Consider the following 17,604-nt stretch of genomic DNA (forward strand, 5'->3'; position numbering starts at 1 on the left):
ATGACGGCAGACCTGCGCCTGAGCGGCGTCAGCAAGAGCTTTGGCAGCGGCCCCGGCGCGGTGCAGGCGGTCGCCCCCTGCGATCTGACCATCGCGGCGGGCAGCACGGTTGCGCTGGTCGGCCCGTCGGGCTGCGGCAAGTCGACCTTGCTGCGCATGGTCGCGGGGCTGGAGCCTGTCTCGGCGGGGCAAATCCTGTTCGGCGACGAGACGCCCGATGCGCTGCGCCGCCGCGCCGGGCTGGCGATGGCGTTTCAGGATGCCGGGCTGCTGCCGTGGCGCAGTTTGCGCGGCAATGTCGCGCTGGGGCGGCGGCTGGCGCGGCGGCCACGCGATGCCGCCGCCGATGCCGCGCTGATCCAGACGGTTGGCCTTGCGGGGTTCGAAAACCGCCGCCCGGCAGAGCTGTCGGGTGGTATGCGCCAGCGCGCGGCGATTGCGCGAGCCTTGGCGGGCATGCCAGAGCTGCTGCTGCTCGACGAGCCTTTTGCCGCGGTCGACGAGCTGACCCGCGAGCGGCTCGGCACCGAATTGGCCCCTCTGTGGGAGGCGCGCGGCACCACGACCCTGCTGGTCACCCATTCGGTCACCGAGGCGGTGCGCCTGTGCAGCCGGGTCATCGTGTTCAGCGCGCGCCCGGCGCGGGTGGTGGCCGACATCGCGGTGCCCGCTCATGTGGGGACAGGCAGTGTCGGGGCGGGCAAGTCCGAGGCGGTGCGCGCGGCGCTGCGCGGTGCGATGGCATGATCATACGGCTGGCGAGTGTCGTGGCGCTGCTGCTGGCGTGGCAGTTGGGCGCGCAGGCCAGCGCCGGGCGCTTTGTCATCGCCGCGCCGTCGCAGATCGCGCTTTATGTCATGGAACACGCCGGGCTGCTCTGGCGCGCCACCGGCGTCACCGGCTGGGCGGCGCTACAGGGGTTTGTCTGGGGCAATCTTGCCGGGGTGCTGCTGGCGCTGCTGTCGGTGCTGGTGCCGCGCAGCGAACGCGGGTCGCTGACGCTGGCGCTGCTGCTGGCATGTCTGCCGCTGGTGGCGACGGGGCCTATTTTGCGCGTGCTGTATGGGCCGGGGCAGGGGCCGCAGATCACACTGGCGGCGCTGGCGGTGGTCTACACCACCTTTTTGCCGGTGCTGGTGGGGCTGCGCGCGCTGCCGCAAGGCTGGGCCGACCTGATCCGCAGTTATGGCCGCGGGCCGTTGGCACTGCTGGCGCTGGTGCGTCTGCCCGCCGCGCTGCCCTACCTGATCGCCGGGTTGCAGATCGCGGCGCCTGCCGCGTTCCTTGGCGCGATGGTGGGCGAATTCACCGGCGCCGAGCGCGGCCTTGGGGTGTTGACCGTGCGTGCGCTGCGGGCGCTGGACCTGCCCGCCACATGGACCATCGCAGCGCTGGCTGCGGCGCTGTCGCTGGCGGCGTTCGCGGGTATCGGCGCGCTGGGGCGCAGGCTGGATCTTGCCCCGCCGGAAATCCTGCTGGCCCGGCCCGCCCCCCGAAGCGGCGGGCTGGGCGAAGCGGGGGCGGCGCTGCTTGTGGCGCTGCTGCTGTGGCACATCGCGATGGAGGCGTTCGATCTGCCGCGGTTTTTCGCCAAGCGTCCGGGGGATGTGTGGGATTACCTTGTCGCCGCGCCGGGAGCCGAGGCGCACCGGGCAAAGCTCGGGGCTGCGCTTGGCCAGACACTGGCGGTGGCGCTGCCGGGCTATCTTGCCGGGCTGGCGCTGGGGGCGGTGCTGGCGGCGGGGCTGGTGCTTGCGCCGGGGCTGGCGGCGCTGGTGATGCCGCTGTCGGTGGCGCTGCGGGCGATCCCGATCATCGCCACCGCACCGCTGATCGTCTGGGCGCTGGGGCGCGATGTGGCGGGCCCGGTGACCGTGGTGGCGGTGATGATCTTTTTTCCCACGCTGATCGCCTGTCTGCACGGCGCAGCGCGCACCCCGCGCGCAGTGCTCGACCTGTTCGACAGTTATGATGCGGGCGCGTGGCGCAAACTGCTGCTGGCGCAGCTTCCGGCGATGTTGCCGGCGCTGTTCGCTTCGGCGCGCATGGCGGTACCGGCGGCGATCCTTGCGGTCACCACCGCCGAATGGCTGGCCACCGGGCGCGGCATCGGGGCGCTGATGGCCACCGTGGCCTCGACCTCGGATTACGGCATGCTGTGGAGCGCCGTTGCCGTGATCGGACTGGCAGCGCTGGCCACCCATGCCGTTATCGCCGCGCTGGAACGCGCCGTGCTGTCACGCACCAACCCCGAGCAACTGGCCCGATGACCCCTTGCACCTTTGCCATCCCCGGAGACCACACCCGCCGCACCGGCGGCTTTATCTATGAACGCCGCCTGCTTGAAGAGCTGCGCGCCAGTGGCCGCGCCGTGCGGCATCTGCGCCTGCCCGATGGCGGAGCCTCCCCTGATGATGCCACCCGCGCCGCATGGCGCGCGGCGCTGGAAACGCTGGAACCGGATGCGCCGCTGATCCTCGACGGGCTGGTGTTCGGCGCGATGCGCAGCGAGGATCTGGAGCGGATCAGGCCGCCGGTGGTGGCGATGCTGCACCATCCGATGGGGCTGGAACACGGGTTGCCCGCGTCGCTGGCCCGCGCGCTGCTGGTGCAGGAAAGCGCCAACCTGCGCCATGTCGCCCATGTGGTGGTGACCAGCGCCCACACAGCGCAAAGCTATGTGGCGATGGGGGCCGACCCAAGGCGGATCACCGTGGCGCTGCCGGGCTTTGATGCCGCGCGCGGCGGAACGCGGCGCGATGCCGGGCCACGCATCCTGTCGGTGGGTCTGCTGGCGCAGCGCAAGGGCCACGATGTGCTGATCGAGGCGCTGCGCCGCATCGCTGATCTTGACTGGAGCGCGCAGATCGTCGGCAAGACCCATGATCCCGCCATCGCCGAGGCCCTTGCCGCGCAGATCGCGCGCAGCGGGCTGGGCGCACGCGTCACCCTGAGCGGAGAGCTGGACGATGCGGCGTTGGCCGAGGCGTTCGGCACGGCGCGGCTCTTTGCCCTTGCAACGCGGTACGAAGGCTACGGCATGGCGCTGGCCGAGGCGCTGTGCCACGGCCTGCCGATCGTCAGCTGCGCGGCGGGCGCGGTGCCCGACACCGTCGGCGCGGCCGCTTTGCTGGCCCCTCCGGACGACACCGAGGCGTTTGCGCGCCACCTGCGCGATGTCCTGAGCGACGCGGCGCTGCGCGGAATGCTGGAAGCCGCATCCCGCGCCCGCGGCGCGGCGCTGCCACGCTGGCGTGACACTGCGGCGGTGATGTCGGGGGTGCTCGACCAGCTTTCGGCGCTGCGCGATCCGCCATGAGCGGTTTGACACAGGGGCTGTCTATCTTGGGAAACCCGCGCCGTGGCCCCTGATTTCAGCCGCGAAACGTGCTAGCTATCCGCCGACGCCGGTTTGCGGCGTGTCACGGAGGCCTGCATGAGCGACCCGGTAAAGCTGCTTGTCGTCGAAGACGATCCCGTGCTGCGCGACATCATGGGAGACGCCTGCGCCGCGCTTGGATACCCGGCGGCGCTGGCCGCAACGCCAGTGGACGCAATCGGCGTGCTTGCACAACACGACAGCATCCGTCTGGCGCTGGTCGATGTGGTACTGCCCGGCGGCATTTCGGGCTTTGCACTGGCACAGCAGCTGCGCGACGCGCGACCGGAGCTGGAGGTGCTGTTGCTGTCGGGCTACGGCAAGACGTTGACCCTTCCGCCGGGGTTCACGGGCCGCGTCCTTGCCAAACCGCTGCCGCTGGAGCAGTTGCGGGCCGTGCTGTCAGAACATCTCGGCGCGGCCTGATTCAGGCCGGGCGCGGCAGGTCGGTGATCCGGTAGGCATCGCCATCGGTGTTTTCCAGATAGCCCAATTCGGTCAGCCGGGTCAGGGCCTCGGCGAACTCAACATTGCAAATCCCGGCGACGCGGTCAGCATCCTGAACGCGGTCTGGCGTGATCGCCATCCTGTCCGGGGCCGTGACCGCGTGAAAGGCATAAAGAACATCACGTTCGGAATGGCTCAGCTTTTCAAGGCCGAGATCCCTTTCGATCTGCCACAAGGCAGCGCGAATCTTGGCAAGACCGGACAAAGCGCTCATGTGATCGGTCCGATGGCTGAGGGGCTGTGCAGAAGATAGCAAATCTTCGCTGCGCCAGCAAGGATCAGGCCCCGGGCGGGGCCCGCCGCAGCCGCATCATTCGTCTACATCCGACCATCATCAGACCGGCCCGCGCTTGCCACTGCAGGCAATCCCGGCCCAAGAGACAGCGCCATGCTGCCGGCCCATCGCAGGGCGCCGCAAGGGCGAACCGGCATCCGCGTTCAGGATGATATGGACAGGGTGGCGCTCTTCGGGCGGGGGCGGGTGCCCTGCCGAAAAGAGGCAAACGCCACCCCGGATGGGGGCGGCGCCTGTTATCTGCGATGGGGCCGGGTCAGTTGGCCGCCAGTTGCCTTGGCAGCTTGAATGTCCAGACCATGCCGCCCTGATTGAGGTAATTGACCTTTTTGGCCACCTCGCCGCCCCAGAGCGGAACCGCGCCGCCCCAGCCGGACACCACCGAGACATATTGCTCGCCGTCCATGTCCCACGTCACAGGCTGGCCGACGATGCCCGAGCCGGTCTGGAACGACCACAGCTCTTCGCCGGTCTCGTCATCGAGCGCGATGAACTTGCCCTCGGGGGTGCCAAAGAACACAAGGCCGCCTGCGGTGGTCATCACGCCGCCCCAGAGCGGGGCCTCGTTCTTGTATTCCCATTTCCATTCGCCGGTGGCAGGGTCGATCGCCTTGAGGCTGCCGATGTGATCCTCGTACATCGGCTTGATGGTAAAGCCCGACCCAAGGTAAGCGGCGCCCTTCTTGTAGGTGACCGGCTCGTTCCAGATGTCCATGCCCCATTCGTTCGAGGGTACGTAGAACAGCCCGGTGTTCTGGCTGTAGGCCATTGGCATCCAGTTCTTGCCACCAAGGAATCCTGGAGCCGAGAACACGACCTGCCCCTTGCCACCGTCGGCCGCCGCCGAAGGGTCGCCGGGCCGGTTGTCTTCGTTGAAGATCGGGCGACCGTCATCGCCGATGCCCGAAGCCCATGTGATGTCCTTGACGAAGGGATAGGCGTCGATGAACGCGCCGTCCTCGCGGTTGAGCACGTAGAAAAAGCCGTTGCGGTCGGCGGTGGCGTAGCGTTTGTTGCCCTCGGCATCCTCGTAGGCGACAACCTCGTTGACGCCATCGTAGTCCCAGCCCTCGCGCGGGGTGGTCTGGAAATGCCACTTGATCTCGCCGGTCTTGGGGTCAAGGCCAACGCGGCTGGCGGCATAGAGATTGTCGCCGGTGTTGCCTTCGGTGGGGGTGCCCGCGCCGCGCAGATGGCTGTTCCACGGGGCCGGGTTGCCCGCGCCGAACACCAGCGTGTCGGTATCGGCATCATACGAGCCGCCCAGCCATGTCGCGCCGCCGCCGGTCTTCCACATATCGCCCGGCCATGTCGCGTTCAGCGTGCCGGTCATGGTCGATTCCTCGCCATTGAGCGTGCCCATGTGGCCTTCGATCATCGGGCGGGTCCAGACCAGATCGCCGGTTTCGGCGTTGCGGGCCTGCACCTCGCCGACGATGCCGAATTCACCGCCGGAATTGCCGGTGATAACCATGCCATCGACGATCAGCGGCGCGGCGGTGTAGGAATAGCCCGCCTTGTAATCGGCGATCTTGTCGCGCCACACCACGTCGCCGGTCATGCGATCCAGCGCCACGAGCCGCGCATCGAGCGTGCCGAAAATCACCAGATCGCCATAGATCGCGGCGCCCCGGTTGATCACGTCGCAGCAGGGCAGGATGCCTTCGGGCAGGCGGGCATCGTATTGCCAGAGCTCGGCGCCCGTCATCACGTCAATCGCGTAGAGCCGCGAATACGAGCCGGTGACATACATCACGCCGTCATAGATGATCGGCTGCGCTTCCTGTCCGCGCTGCTTTTCGCCGCCCATGGAAAACGCCCAGGCCGGGATCAGATTCTGGACGTTGTCCTTGTTGAGCGTGTCGAGCGGGCTGTAGCGTTGCAGGTGGCGGCCCATGCCATTGGTCACGACCTGATCGGTCATGGTCTGGTCGTTGGCGATGTCCTCTTCGCTGACGCCTGCCGTGGCGGGGTCGGGGGCCATCCCCACGGCGAGCAGGCTTGCGCTCACTGCCAGAATGAATCTGTTCATATCGTCCTCCCTTCAAGACGGTTCCGGAATCGTCGGGCGACCGCAACGGGCCGCATCCTCCTCCGGGGCAACCATCCCCGGCTGTGCGCCCAAGATGAATTGCACCAAGGTCGTAAGGTCGCGGTCCGGGTGCCCGATGGCGGCGGTGTCCTGCGGGTGGAACAAGGCCGTGCAGGCGAGGATCAGGCGCCGGAAGATGCGCTTCCCGCTGCCGGGGTGGGGCCTCGCGGCGGCGGGCAGGGCGCCGTCGCGGTCTTGCATCCCGGAGCGTCGAGCGTTCGGCGGCGAGATTATTCCAGTGGCCGCCCGCCCGGCGGAGCAGTCGCCATCGGAACAGGGCCCAGCAGCGCGCGACAGCGCGGCCTGTGGTGGTGGGCCATAAGAAGGGCTGTGGAATCAACGCCATGGCAGCGCCACAGGATCGTTCCGATCCGTGCCTGTCCGGCGTCGCTCCCGAGGGAGGCACCGACCGTCGCGCCGGATTGAACGGCATGGCCGTTCAACGCGAAGATGTGGGGCCTGAACTTGCACGGTTTCTCGCGCCGGGGGTACCGAGAGGCTGCGATCACGTGGGCCGTTGCGCAACGCGCCGCGGGCCGGGGAGGGGCAGGGCGCGAGCCGGTATTGCACCTTGGTCTAGGGCGGATTTTGGCGGCAACGATCAGGCACGGGGATCGAAACCTTTGCGGAGACGATCGTAAAAGGCCGGAAATGAAACGGCCCGCGCAGGGCGGGCCGTTTCAGGCGATGGCGGCGGCTCAGGCGTCGACTGGCACCTTGTTCAGGCCGCGCAACACGTCGTCCTTGCTGATCTGGCCGATCAGGATGCCGTTTTCGATCACGCCCACCGGGGCGTTGTGGCCGATCAGTGCCTCGAAGCCCTCGCAAAGCAGGCTGTCGGCCTCAAGCGTCACCGACGGGGTGCCGTTGACCGGCTGCATCAGATCGCGCGGGCGCAGCACGCCCAGCGGGTTCATGTGCTGGACGAATTCGGCCACATAGGCGTTGCAGGGATCGCGGAAGATGTCCTGCGGCGCGCCGGTCTGCACGATGCGCCCGCCTTCCATGATCGAGATATGGTTGCCCAGCTTGAACGCCTCGTCGAGATCGTGGCTGACGAAGACGATGGTGCGGCGCAGGCGCTGCTGAAGCTCGAGCAGCTCGTCCTGAAGCTTGGTGCGGATCAGCGGATCGAGCGCCGAGAACGGCTCGTCCATCAACAGGATCGGCGCTGCGGTGGCAAAGGCGCGGGCAAGGCCGACGCGCTGTTGCATTCCGCCCGACAGCTGGCTGACCTTGCGATCGCCCCAGTCGCCAAGGCCGACCAGATCCAGCTGGGCGTCGATGCGCTCGCGCATCTCGGCCTTGTTCATGCCCGCCAGTTCCAGCCCCAGCCCGACGTTTTCGCGCACGCTGCGCCATGGCAGCAGGCCGAATTGCTGGAACACCATGGTGACGTTGTGCATCCGGATGCGGCGCAAGGTGGCGGGATCGGCATGGGTGACATCGACCATGCTCTGACCGTCATTGACATGCACCGCGCCGCGCGCCACCGGGTTCAGCCCGTTGATGGCGCGCAGCAAGGTTGATTTCCCGGACCCCGACAGCCCCATCAGCACGGCAATCTCGCCCTGCCTGATGGTCAGCGAGCAATCATGCACCCCGAGGACCTGACCGGTCTTTTCCTGAATTGGGCCGCGATCCTCGCCCGCATCCATCAGCGGCAGCGCCGATTTCGGCTTGTCTCCGAACACGATGGAGACGTTGTCGATCTTGACGGCGGTGCTCATTTGCGGCCTCCGATGTTGAGAATGCGGTCGAGCATGATCGCCACCACGACGATGACGAAGCCGGATTCAAAGCCAAGCGCGGTGTTGACCGAATTGAGCGCCCGCACCACCGGCACGCCCAGCCCGTCTGCGCCGACCAGCGCCGCGACAACCACCATCGACAGCGACAGCATGATGGTCTGGTTCAGCCCCGCCATGATCTGCGGCAGGGCATAGGGCAGTTCGACCTTCCACAGCGTCTGTGACGGCGTCGCGCCAAAGGCGCGCGCCGCTTCCAGCAGACCGGCGGGCGTCGAGGAAACCCCAAGATGCGTCAGCCGGATCGGCGCGGGCAGCACGAAGATCACCGTTGCGATCAGGCCGGGCACCATGCCGATGCCAAAGAACACGATTGCCGGAATGAGATAGACGAACGTCGGCAGCGTCTGCATCAGGTCGAGCACCGGGCGCAGATAGGCGTAAAGCTTTGGCCGGTGCGCGGTGGCGATGCCGATGGGCACGCCGATGGCCATGCAGACAACGCAGGCCGAGAGCACCAGCGTCAGGCTTTCGGTGGTTTCCTCCCAGTAATCCTGATTGAGGATGAACAGGAATCCCAGCGCCACGAACAGTGCCACCTTCCAGCTGCGATGCAGTGCCCATGTCAGCGCGACGATGATCGCGATGACCAGCAGTTCAGGCGGTTCCTGCAGCACGAAGAGGATCGCGTCGATCAGCGTTTCCATGATCGCCGACATTGCGTCGAGCACGATCTTTCCATGGTCCCGGATGAAGTCGAAGACGGCACTTGCCGCCTTGCCCACCGGGATCTTGTGATCCGTCAGCCAGTCCAATTGTCGCGGTCCCTCTGGTCTTGCGGCCCTCTTGCGGGGCTTTTTGTTTGATAGGGCGGTGCGCCGCCCGTCAGAAAATCCCCCGCCGAAAGGGGTTCGGCGGGGGCGGGTATCAGAACCCGAATTCGGCTTTCACCGCGGCGGTGCCGTCTTCGCCGCCCAGCGTGCTCACGCCATCGACCCACGCAAGAACCGCCTCGGGGTTGGCCTTGATCCAGTCGAGCGTGGCATCCTCGGGGTCGGCGCCGTCATCGAGGATCTGCCCCATGATGAGGTTCTCCATGGGCAGCGAAAAATCCATCTGGCCGAACAGCTTGCCGAGGTTCGGGCATTCCGCCGCATAGCCCTTGCGGGTCACGGTGTTGACCACGCCTTCACCGCCGAAGAAATCTTCGCCGCCGGGCAGGTACTTGAGGTCGAAGTTGGCATTCATCGGATGCGGTTCCCAGCCAAGGAACACGACGAAATCACCATCGTCCACAAGGCGGCGCGCCTGCGCGAGCATCCCCTGTTCCGAGCTTTCGACCACTTCGAACTCCCCGAGGCCGAACGTGTTCTCTTCGATCAGAGACACAAGGTAGGCGTTGCCTTCATTGCCCGGCTCGATGCCGTAGATCTTGCCATCCAGTTCGTCTTCGAACTTGGCGATGTCGGCATAGCTTTGCAGCCCCGCGTCCCATGCCGCCTGCGTGGTGGCGAGGGTGTATTTGGTGCCTTCGAGGTTGGTGTTGATCGATTCGATCTCGCCGCTGTCGAGGTAGGGGGCGATGGAGCTGTTCTGCGCCGGCATCCAGTTGCCGAGGAACACGTCGACATCATCGCTTTCGAGCGAGGCAAAAGTCACCGGCACCGACAGCACCTTGACGTTGACGTCATAGCCAAGCGCCTCGATCACGTGCTTTGCGGCGGCGGTGGTGGTGGTGATGTCGGTCCAGCCCACATCGGACATGGTGACGGTGTCGCAATCGGCAAAGGCGGCGGTGCTGCTGAGCGCGAGGGCGGAAACGGTGGATACGAGTTTCATGTAGTCTCCCTGGTTCGAGGTCTGCATTTTTTGATTGACCAATCAATCAACTCACGGCTACCCCAATAATGCAACCTTTTTCTTGCAGCTCCGGGGGCTCTTCATGTCGGCACAACCCATGCGTAAGCAGCAGCTCGTCGAAGCGGCGATCGAGGAAATCGGCTCCACGGGGACCCTGAACGTCACGGTCGGAAAGATCGCCAAACGGGCGGGCGTTTCCGCCGCGCTGGCCTTTCATTACTTCGGCGACAAGGACACGCTGTTCCTTGCCGCGATGCGTCATGTTCTGGCGATCTACGGTGCAGAGGTGCGCGGCGCGCTGGTGGCGTCGGACGGGCCGCACGAGCGGCTTGCCGCGATCATCCGCGCCAACTTCAGCCCGACGAACTTTCGCGGCGAAGTCATTGCGGCATGGTTGAATTTCTACGTTCTTGCGCAGCAATCGACAGAGGCGCGCCGGCTGCTGTCGGTCTATCATCGGCGGCTGCAATCGAACCTTGTCTACAGCTTGCGCCCCCTTGCCGGAGACGCCGCGCCCGAGATCGCGACCCGGCTTGGCGGGCTGATCGACGGCATCTACCTGCGCTTCGCGGTGAACCCGTCCGACACGACCGGCAAGAGCGCCGCCGCTCAGGTGCTCACCACCCTCGATCACGAACTGCGGGCCCTCAAATGACGCAACCGAACATCCTCATCATCATGGTCGATCAACTCAACGGGACGTTGTTTCCCGATGGGCCGGCCGACTGGCTGCACGCGCCGAATCTGAAGCGACTCGCCGCGCGATCGGTGCGATTCCCCAATTGTTATACCGCAAGTCCGCTCTGCGCGCCGGGCCGGGCGTCATTCATGTCGGGGCAGTTGCCCTCGGTGACGGGGGTCTATGACAACGCCGCCGAATTCCCGTCGGACCTGCCGACCTATGCCCATCACCTGCGCCGCGCGGGCTATTACACCTGCCTGTCGGGCAAGATGCATTTTGTCGGCCCCGACCAGATGCACGGCTTCGAGGATCGTCTGACCACCGATATCTATCCCGCAGATTTCGGCTGGACCCCGGATTACCGCAAGCCGGGAGAGCGCATCGACTGGTGGTATCACAACATGGGCTCGGTCACCGGGGCCGGGGTCGCCGAGATTTCCAACCAGATGGAATATGACGACGAGGTCGGCAATTGCGCCAAGGCAAAGCTGTACGATCTGGCGCGCGGCAAGGACGATCGCCCGTGGTGCCTGACCGTCAGCTTCACCCATCCGCATGACCCCTATGTGGCGCGGCGCAAGTTCTGGGACATGTACGAGGATTGCGCGCATCTGCTGCCCGAGGTCCCGGCGATGGCCTATGACGATCACGACCCGCATTCGCAGCGCATCTTTGATGCCAACGACTGGCGCGCCTTCGACATCACCGAAGACAACATCAAGCGCTCGCGCCGGGCCTATTTCGCCAACATCTCGTATCTTGATGAGAAGGTTGGCGAGATGCTGGATATCCTTGAAAGCACCCGGCAAGAGGCGGCGATCCTGTTCGTGTCGGATCACGGCGACATGCTGGGAGAGCGTGGGTTGTGGTTCAAGATGAACTTCTTCGAAGGCTCGGCGCGGGTGCCGATGATGATCTCTGCGCCCGGGCTGGAGCCGGGGCTGAACCTGACGCCTGTGTCCAATATCGACGTCTGCCCGACGCTGTGCGATCTGGCTGGCATCGACATGGCCGAGGTCATGCCATGGACCGCCGGAGAACCGCTGATCCCGGTCGCCAAGGGCGCTGCGCGCGGCATGGTGGCGATGGAATACGCCGCCGAGGCGTCTTATGCGCCGCTCGTCGCGCTGCGGGACGGCAAGTACAAATACACCCGCTGTGCGCTCGACCCTGAACAGCTGTTCGATCTGGACGCCGATCCGCACGAGCTGGTGAACCTTGTCGGCCAGTCCGCCCATGCCGAGCCGCTGGAGCGGCTGCGCGCCGCCGCTGATGCCCGCTGGGATCTGGGCCGCTTTGACGAAGACGTCCGCAAGAGTCAGGCCAAGCGCTGGGTGGTCTACGAGGCCCTGCGCAACGGCGACTATTACCCGTGGGATTACCAGCCCCTGCAGAAAGCCTCGGAGCGTTTCATGCGCAACCACATGGATCTGAACATGGTCGAGGATAACGCGCGCTTTCCGCGCGGCGAATGATTGGAAATATGATGTACGACCCGCAACCGACCGCCAGCCATTATGTCAACGGTGCCTATCTGGAAGACACGTCCGGCACCCCGATCCCGGTGATCTACCCCGCCACCGGCGAGGTGATCGCCACTGTCTACGCCGCCACCCCGGCGGTGATCGACGCCGCGCTTGCCGCCGCCGAGGCGGCGCAAAAGCTCTGGGCCAAGGTCAGCCCGCGCGAACGTGGCCGCGTGCTGACCCGCGCCGCGCAGATCATGCGCGAGCGCAATCATGACCTGTCGGTGCTGGAAACCCGCGACACCGGCAAGCCGTTGCAGGAAACACTGGTGGCCGATGCCACCAGCGGCGCCGACGCCTTGGAATATTTCGGTGGCATCGCGGCGGGGTTGACCGGCGAACACATCCCGCTGGGCGAGGATTGGGTCTATACCATCCGCGAGGCGCTGGGCGTGTGCGTCGGCATCGGCGCGTGGAACTACCCGACGCAGATCGCCTGCTGGAAGGGCGCGCCCGCGCTGGCCTGCGGCAATGCCATGGTGTTCAAACCCTCGGAAACCACGCCGCTTTGCGCGCTCAAGATCGCCGAGATCCTGACCGAGGCGGGCGCGCCTGCCGGCCTGTTCAACGTGGTGCAGGGCATGGGCGAGGTTGGCTCTGCGCTGGTCACCGACCCGCGCGTCGCCAAGGTATCGCTCACCGGATCGGTGCCGACCGGGCGCAAGGTTTACGCTGCGGCGGCAGAGCAGATGAAGCATGTCACCATGGAACTGGGCGGCAAGTCGCCACTGGTGATCTTTGACGATGCCGATCTGGACAACGCCGTGAGCGGGGCGATCAACGGCAACTTCTATTCCTCGGGGCAGGTCTGTTCCAACGGCACGCGGGTGTTTGTGCAAAAGGGCATCAAGGAGGCGTTCCTTGCCCGGTTGGCAGAACGTCTGAAAAACGCCGTGATCGGCGATCCGCTGGACGAGGCGACCAGCTTTGGCCCGATGGTCAGCGAACGGCAGATGCAGATCGTGCAGGGCTACATCAACAAGGGCCGCGCCGAGGGCGCGCGGCTGATCAGCGGCGGCGGGCGCGTCGAGCGTGACGGGTTCTTCCTTGAACCGACGGTGTTTGCCGATGTCACCGACGACATGACCATTGCCCGCGAAGAAATCTTTGGCCCGGTCATGGCGGTGCTGGATTTCGACACCGAGGCCGAGGCCATCGCCCGCGCCAATGCCACCGAATTCGGCCTGTCCGCCGGGGTGTTCACGCGCGATCTGTCGCGCGCCCACCGCGTGATCGGCCAGCTGCGCGCTGGCAGCTGTTTCATCAACTCCTACAACGATGCGCCGGTCGAGGCCCCGTTCGGCGGCGTCAAGGCGTCGGGCGTCGGGCGCGAAAACAGCAAGGCGGCGCTGGATCACTGGAGCCAGCTCAAATCCGTCTATGTCCGTATGGGCGATGTCGAGGCAGCGTTCTGATGCAAGCAGAGTATGTCATCGTCGGCGCTGGCTCTGCGGGCTGCGCCATGGCCTACCGTCTTGCCGAGGCGGGCAAGAAGGTGCTGGTCATCGAACATGGCGGCTCTGACGCGGGGCCGTTCATTCAAATGCCGGGGGCGCTCAGCTACCCGATGAACATGAAGCGCTACGACTGGGGCTACCAGACCGAGCCAGAACCGCATCTGGGCGGGCGCCGCCTTGTGACGCCGCGCGGCAAGGTGATTGGCGGTTCGTCCTCGATCAACGGCATGATCTATGTGCGCGGCCATGCGCGCGATTTCGACCATTGGCGCGATCAGGGCGCCGATGGCTGGGGCTATGCCGATGTGCTGCCCTATTACCAGCGCATGGAAAACTGGCATGACGGCGGCCATGGCGGCGACGCGGCATGGCGCGGCACCGATGGCCCGCTGCATGTCACGCGCGGCCCGCGTCTTAACCCGCTGACGCAAGCCTTTGTCGAAGCGGGCCGTCAAGCGGGCTATCCCGTCACCGGCGATTACAATGGCCAGCAGCAAGAGGGCTTTGGCCCCTTCGACATGACCGTCTGGAAGGGCGAGCGCTTTTCGGCGGCCAAGGCCTATCTGCGCCCGGCGCTGAAACGCGAAAACTGCGATCTGATCCGTGCCTTTGCCCGCCGCGTCATCATCGAAGATGGCCGGGCTGTCGGCGTCGAGGTCGAGCGCGGCGGCAAGATCGAGGTGATCCGGGCAGAGGCCGAGGTGATCCTTGCCGCCTCGTCGCTCAACTCGCCCAAGCTGCTGCTGCTCTCGGGCATCGGGCCGGGGGCTGAACTTGCGCAGCATGGCATCGACGTGGTGGCTGACCGCGCGGGGGTGGGCAAGAACCTTCAGGACCATCTGGAACTGTACATCCAGGCGGCGGCGAGCCAGCCGGTGAGCCTGTACAAATACTGGAACCTGCCGGGCAAAGCCTATGTTGGGGCGCGTTGGCTGCTCAATCGATCTGGCCCCGGCGCGTCGAACCAGTTCGAAAGCGCCGCGTTCATCCGCAGCCGGGCGGGGGTGGATTACCCCGACATCCAGTACCATTTCCTGCCCATCGCGGTGCGCTATGACGGTCAGGCGTCAGCCGAAGGCCATGGCTTTCAGGCCCATACCGGGCCAATGCGCAGCCCGTCGCGCGGCGAAGTCACATTGCGCAGCAGCGATCCGGTCGACGCCCCGAAGATTCAGTTCAACTACATGAGCCACGAACAGGACTGGGCGGATTTCCGGCGCTGCATCCGCCTCACGCGCGAGATCTTCGGGCAGCAGGCGTTCGCGCCCTATTACCGCAAAGAGATCCAGCCGGGCATCGATGCGCAATCCGATGACGAGCTTAACGCCTTCATCAAGGACCACGTGGAATCGGCCTACCACCCCTGCGGCACCGCCCGAATGGGCCGCAAGGATGATCCGACGGCGGTGGTCGATCCCGAATGCCGGGTGATCGGTGTCGACGGGCTGCGCCTTGCCGACAGTTCGATCTTTCCGCGCATCACCAACGGCAATCTCAACGCGCCGTCGATCATGACGGGGGAAAAGGCGGCGGATCACATCCTTGGCCGCGCGCCGCTGGCGCCCGACAACCGTGCCCCGTGGATCCACCCGAACTGGGAAACAGCGCAAAGATGAACTTCGGGGCTGATTTCCCGTGAAGGATGCAGCTATAACCGCCCTCGGACAGACGGGGGCGGTCATGCGCACATCACTCGGGGCTTTGTTGGTCATCGGACTTGCGGGCTTGCAATTCATCGCGGTGCTGGCGGTGGTGTTCTCATCCTACGTCACCTCGGAACGGGCGCTGCTGGATCACGCGCGCGAGCTGCTGAGCGATGTCGGCACCAACACCATCGCCCATTCGCGCGGCTTTGTGGCCCCGGCGCAGAGCGCGGCAGAACTGTCGGCGCGGCTGGCGCGCGACCGGGTCATCGCCTCGGACGTGCCCGAGCTGATGGAGCAACTGTTCTTTCAGCAGCTGCAACTCGCCCCGCAATTCGCCGGGGTTTATTACGGCAGCGAAGAGGGCGATTTTGTCTATGTCATGCGCTCGAAAGGCTCGGGGCCGTTCCGTACCAAGATCATCCGCCACCAAGGCGGCGTGCGCACCACCGAGCTGATCTGGCGCGACGACAAATTCAATGTGATCGCACGGTGGATGGACCCCGATGATGTCTACGAGCCGCGCCAGCGCCCTTGGTACATTCGCGCCAAGGACCAGATGACCACGATCTGGACCGATCCCTATATCTTTTTCTCGTCACAGCAACCGGGGATCACGCTGGCCTCGCCGGTGATCGACCGGCAGGAAACCGGGCTGGAGGGGGTGCGCGGCATCGTCGGCGTCGATATCGAGATCAGCGACATTTCCGATTTTCTCGCCAATCTGCGCATCGGCAGCACCGGGCGGGCGCTGATCATCCACGCCAATGGCGACGTCATCGCGCACCCCGATAAATCGCTGCTCAAGGAGCAGACCGCTGACGGCACGCTGCATTTTGTCGACATTGCCCATATCGACGATCCCATCGCGCGGGCCGCCTTTGCCCAGCTGGAGGCTGACGGGCAGGTCCCGGTCGAGCAAGAGACGCTGTCGCAGTTCAATTATAACGGCGAAACCTATGTCTCGGTGGTGATGCCGCCGATGAGCGACAAGCTGCCCTGGACCATCGCCGCCTACGCGCCGGAAAGCGATTTCACCGCCGCCATCAAGCAGAACCGCCTGACGAACATCTGGATCGCGGGGGCGGTGGCGGTGCTGACCGCCATCGCCGGGCTGGCGCTGGCGAATTACATCCACAAGCCGGTGCGCGCCTTTGCCGTGCGCTCGGCGCTGGTGGCGCAGGGCGAGCTTGACCCGTCCGATCCGCTGCCCGCCACCTACGAAGAGCTCGAGAAGGCCAACGAGACGCTGATGCAGCAGATCGCCGCCCGCCGCGAGACCGAAATGGAATACGGCAGCACCTTCGCGCTATCGTCGCGGGGGATGGCGCAGATCGACGCGCAGACCGGGCGCTTCTTGCGGGTCAACGAAAAGTTCTCTGAAATCACCGGCTATTCCGCCACGGAACTGTCGCAGATGCCCTTCACGCTTCTGGGCCACCCCAAGGATCCGCCGGTGCTGCTGTTCGACAATGACCAGCGTGGTACTCCGCGTGAGGTCAATCATGAGATGCGGTGCCTGCGCCGCGACGGCGAGGCTTTCTGGGCGCTGGTCAACGCCATTCTGATCTTCAATCAGGAAGGCAAACCCCTGCACATCGTTCTAACGATGGATGACATCACCTCGGCCAAGCAGACCGAAGAGCAACTTGCCGAGCTGTCCAAGGATCTGTCGAACCTCGCGCGGGACAACACCATGGGGCAGGTGGCGGCGGGGCTGGCGCATGAGCTGAACCAGCCGCTGACCGCCATTGCGCAGAACGCCGACAGCGCGCTGTTTGCGGCGCAGCAGATGGGCGGGGCCGGGCACGGGCTGCACGAGACGCTGGACGAGATCGCGGAACAGGCCCTGCGCGCCGGCGAGATCATCCGGGCGCTGCGTGCCTTCATTCGCCGCGACGAAGGCTGTCGCAGCGATTTCGACCTGTCCGAACTGGTGAGCCAGACCCAGCGGCTGCTCAGCGCTGAATCGCGGGCGGCGGGCGTGTCGGTGATCGCCGATCTCGGGGCGCTGCCGGCGGTGCATGCCAACCGTCTTCAGATTGCGCAGGTTCTGGTGAACCTGATGCGCAACGCGATCGAGGCGGTGGCCGAAGGCGACGACCTTGACCGGCGGGTGATTGTCGAGGCGAAGGTTGACGGCAACGAGGTCCACGTCTGTGTGTCCGACACCGGGCCGGGTGTGGCCGAGGGCATTACGCTGTTCGCCGAGTTCGAGACGACCAAGGCGGCGGGCATGGGGCTTGGCCTGTCGATCTGCCGGTCGATCTGCCTCGCCAACGGCGGGCGGCTGTGGCACCAGCCGCGAGAGCCCCATGGCGCGATGTTCTGTTTTACATTGCAGGTCGGTGGGATGGAGGCCACTCAGGCGGCCTGACAAAAACACAGTTTTTTGAGTGACATGGCCCCTGCTTG

The 17,604-nt window shown here is 65.6% G+C and carries 14 protein-coding genes; 9 read left to right on the forward strand and 5 right to left on the reverse strand.

What is annotated here, in order from left to right:
• The 4 genes from KO516_RS12895 (at position 1) to KO516_RS12910 (ending at position 3,805) form a co-directional block, all read left to right on the forward strand.
• Positions 1-747 (forward strand): ABC transporter ATP-binding protein, encoded by a 747-nt coding sequence (locus KO516_RS12895; RefSeq protein ID WP_216004196.1) that lies wholly within the window; start codon positions 1-3, stop codon positions 745-747.
• Positions 744-2,270, forward strand: coding sequence for an ABC transporter permease (locus tag KO516_RS12900; RefSeq protein WP_216004197.1), 1,527 nt, complete (start codon positions 744-746; stop codon positions 2,268-2,270). Before KO516_RS12895 ends, KO516_RS12900 begins: the two co-directional genes overlap by 4 nt.
• A complete protein-coding gene (locus tag KO516_RS12905; protein WP_216004198.1) occupies positions 2,267-3,319 on the forward strand; it encodes a glycosyltransferase family 4 protein in 1,053 nt (350 codons plus the stop codon). The genes KO516_RS12900 and KO516_RS12905 overlap by 4 nt, the downstream gene beginning before the upstream one ends.
• Positions 3,320-3,436: 117 nt before the next feature.
• Positions 3,437-3,805, forward strand: a complete 369-nt coding sequence (locus tag KO516_RS12910; RefSeq protein WP_216004199.1) for a response regulator — start codon at positions 3,437-3,439, stop codon at positions 3,803-3,805.
• Position 3,806: 1 nt separating this feature from the next.
• Here KO516_RS12910 and KO516_RS12915 read toward each other — a convergent pair whose 3' ends face one another.
• The 5 genes from KO516_RS12915 to choX form a co-directional block, all read right to left on the reverse strand.
• Complete coding sequence (locus KO516_RS12915) at positions 3,807-4,100, reverse strand: MarR family transcriptional regulator (protein ID WP_216004200.1); 294 nt, start codon at positions 4,098-4,100, stop codon at positions 3,807-3,809.
• Positions 4,101-4,437: 337 nt separating this feature from the next.
• Positions 4,438-6,213 carry a PQQ-dependent methanol/ethanol family dehydrogenase gene (locus KO516_RS12920; RefSeq protein ID WP_216004201.1) on the reverse strand — a complete coding sequence of 592 codons (1,776 nt, stop codon included), beginning with the start codon at positions 6,211-6,213 and terminating at the stop codon, positions 4,438-4,440.
• A 758-nt stretch (positions 6,214-6,971) separates the two neighbouring features.
• On the reverse strand, positions 6,972-8,003 hold the full coding sequence (gene choV, locus KO516_RS12925; RefSeq protein ID WP_216004202.1) for a choline ABC transporter ATP-binding protein: 1,032 nt from the start codon (positions 8,001-8,003) through the stop codon (positions 6,972-6,974).
• Entirely contained in the window at positions 8,000-8,836 is an 837-nt protein-coding gene (gene choW / locus KO516_RS12930) for a choline ABC transporter permease subunit (protein ID WP_216004203.1), read from the reverse strand. The genes choV and choW overlap by 4 nt, the downstream gene beginning before the upstream one ends.
• A 112-nt stretch (positions 8,837-8,948) precedes the next feature.
• Positions 8,949-9,860 carry a choline ABC transporter substrate-binding protein gene (gene choX / locus KO516_RS12935; protein WP_216004204.1) on the reverse strand — a complete coding sequence of 304 codons (912 nt, stop codon included), beginning with the start codon at positions 9,858-9,860 and terminating at the stop codon, positions 8,949-8,951.
• 103 nt (positions 9,861-9,963) lie between these two features.
• On the opposite strand from choX, the gene betI reads away from it, so the two are divergent.
• The 5 genes from betI (at position 9,964) to KO516_RS12960 (ending at position 17,566) form a co-directional block, all read left to right on the forward strand.
• A complete protein-coding gene (gene betI / locus KO516_RS12940) occupies positions 9,964-10,536 on the forward strand; it encodes a transcriptional regulator BetI (RefSeq protein ID WP_216004205.1) in 573 nt (190 codons plus the stop codon).
• Complete coding sequence (gene betC, locus KO516_RS12945) at positions 10,533-12,038, forward strand: choline-sulfatase (protein WP_216004206.1); 1,506 nt, start codon at positions 10,533-10,535, stop codon at positions 12,036-12,038. The genes betI and betC overlap by 4 nt, the downstream gene beginning before the upstream one ends.
• Before the next feature lie 8 nt (positions 12,039-12,046).
• Positions 12,047-13,504 carry a betaine-aldehyde dehydrogenase gene (gene betB / locus KO516_RS12950; protein WP_216004207.1) on the forward strand — a complete coding sequence of 486 codons (1,458 nt, stop codon included), beginning with the start codon at positions 12,047-12,049 and terminating at the stop codon, positions 13,502-13,504.
• Positions 13,504-15,162 carry a choline dehydrogenase gene (betA, locus tag KO516_RS12955; RefSeq protein ID WP_216004208.1) on the forward strand — a complete coding sequence of 553 codons (1,659 nt, stop codon included), beginning with the start codon at positions 13,504-13,506 and terminating at the stop codon, positions 15,160-15,162. Before betB ends, betA begins: the two co-directional genes overlap by 1 nt.
• 64 nt (positions 15,163-15,226) lie before the next feature.
• Positions 15,227-17,566, forward strand: coding sequence for a cache domain-containing protein (locus tag KO516_RS12960; protein WP_216004209.1), 2,340 nt, complete (start codon positions 15,227-15,229; stop codon positions 17,564-17,566).
• The last annotated feature ends 38 nt before the right edge of the window (positions 17,567-17,604 follow it).

The sequence above is a fragment of the Citreicella sp. C3M06 genome, from assembly GCF_018860705.1.
Lineage (GTDB): Bacteria > Pseudomonadota > Alphaproteobacteria > Rhodobacterales > Rhodobacteraceae > Salipiger.